This is a genomic window from Methylocaldum sp. (genome assembly GCF_035627495.1).
Taxonomy (GTDB): domain Bacteria; phylum Pseudomonadota; class Gammaproteobacteria; order Methylococcales; family Methylococcaceae; genus Methylocaldum.
The window spans coordinates 1-1,191 of record NZ_DASPLO010000113.1 but is presented as its reverse complement, the minus strand read 5'-3'; the positions used below and the strand labels follow the sequence as shown (position 1 = coordinate 1,191).

The 1,191-nt window shown below is 58.6% G+C and carries 3 protein-coding genes; all 3 read left to right on the top strand.

Annotation, left to right across the window (positions count from 1 at the left end):
- The first annotated feature begins 27 nt into the window (after window positions 1–27).
- The 3 genes from VEB01_RS09430 to VEB01_RS09420 all read left to right on the top strand — a co-directional run bounded on the left by VEB01_RS09430 (window position 28) and on the right by VEB01_RS09420 (window position 1,161).
- A complete protein-coding gene (locus tag VEB01_RS09430) occupies window positions 28–342 on the top strand; it encodes a DUF1153 domain-containing protein (RefSeq protein WP_324874851.1) in 315 nt (104 codons plus the stop codon).
- On the top strand, window positions 339–500 hold the full coding sequence (locus tag VEB01_RS09425) for a helix-turn-helix domain-containing protein (protein ID WP_324874850.1): 162 nt from the start codon (window positions 339–341) through the stop codon (window positions 498–500). Before VEB01_RS09430 ends, VEB01_RS09425 begins: the two co-directional genes overlap by 4 nt.
- Window positions 501–666: 166 nt before the next feature.
- A complete protein-coding gene (locus VEB01_RS09420; protein WP_324874849.1) occupies window positions 667–1,161 on the top strand; it encodes an integrase core domain-containing protein in 495 nt (164 codons plus the stop codon).
- The last annotated feature ends 30 nt before the right edge of the window (window positions 1,162–1,191 follow it).

Below are 1,191 nucleotides of genomic sequence, written 5' to 3'. Positions count from 1 at the left end.
GGTGTTAATCTTTGAGGAGTATTGCACATGAGTATGGTGATGGAAGAGGACATCAAACGTTGGACGGCCAAGCGGAAGAGTGCCTTGGTGCTGGAAATCCTCCGGGGCAAGACGACGGTTGCGGGGGCGAGTAGAACTTATAACCTGCCGCCCTCGGAGATTGAAGACTGGATCGAGGACGGCAAGAAAGGGATGGAGAATGCGCTTCGTGCCAATCCTCTCGAGGTGCGGGAACAGTACGAGAAGCCGCTCAAGGAACTGCAGGAAGCCTATGGCGAAGCGATGCTGGAGCTAAGAGCTAGAAAAAAGTGGCCAGCCCTGCTGGGCGAGGGCGAGAAATGATCGAGACGATCCATCAGGGACTCAAAGAAGAAGGTATTTCCGGCTCGATTAGCCAGCTGTGTCAGTGGTTCGGCGTGCCGCGTCGGACCTTCTATTACCGTTCGGTGAGGCCGGCGCCCAAAGTTCAGGAGCGATTTGCTGGCCCCATCAAAGCCTAGATCGAAGAGAACCCGTCCTTCGGTTACCGGACGGTCGCTCATCTGCTGGGTTTCAACAAGAACACCGTACAACGTGTCTTCCAGATTAAAGGCTGGCCAGTGAGGAAACGCCCGGTGGGCTTTCGCCCACGGGTCGAGGCCCTGCCCTCGGTGGCCGAGAAGCCGAATGAACGCTGGGCCATCGATTTGTGCCGGGTGTGGGCGGGTCGTGATGGTGGGCGACGCTGGCGCTGGTGATCGACTGCCACAGCCGGGAATTGCTGGGTTGGCAGGTCTCCAGGAGCGGGAAGTCGAAGACGGCCGAGGCGGCTTTGGAGCAAGCCCTGATCGCCCGATTTGGGACGTTGGGGCGGGGGTGCCCACGCTTTTCCTGCTGCGCTCCGATAATGGCCTTGTTTTTACCAGCCGCAGCTACACGGCGCTGGTGAAGAGTTATGGCTTAAGGCAGGCGTTCATTACGCCCTACAGCCCGCAGCAGAATGGCCTGGTGGAGCGGCTGATCCGGACGCTCAAGGAACAGGGCCTTCATCGTCACCGTTTCGAGACTCTGCAGCATGCCAGCCGGGTCCTTGGCGACTGGATTAATTTCTACAACAACCGGCGCCCGCATCAGGCGCTCGGGAGGAAAACGCCTGCCGAGGCTTATGCTTTAGCGGCTTGAGTTGAGCAGATTCCGCTGGGTCAATACAAT

Excerpts from the sequence above, each read along its gene's own strand:
- VEB01_RS09430 (WP_324874851.1), top strand. The coding sequence starts at position 28 with ATGAGTATGGTGATGGAAGAGGACATCAAACGTTGGACGGCCAAGCGG.
- VEB01_RS09425 (WP_324874850.1), top strand. The coding sequence starts at position 339 with ATGATCGAGACGATCCATCAGGGACTCAAAGAAGAAGGTATTTCCGGC.
- VEB01_RS09420 (WP_324874849.1), top strand. The coding sequence starts at position 667 with ATGAACGCTGGGCCATCGATTTGTGCCGGGTGTGGGCGGGTCGTGATG.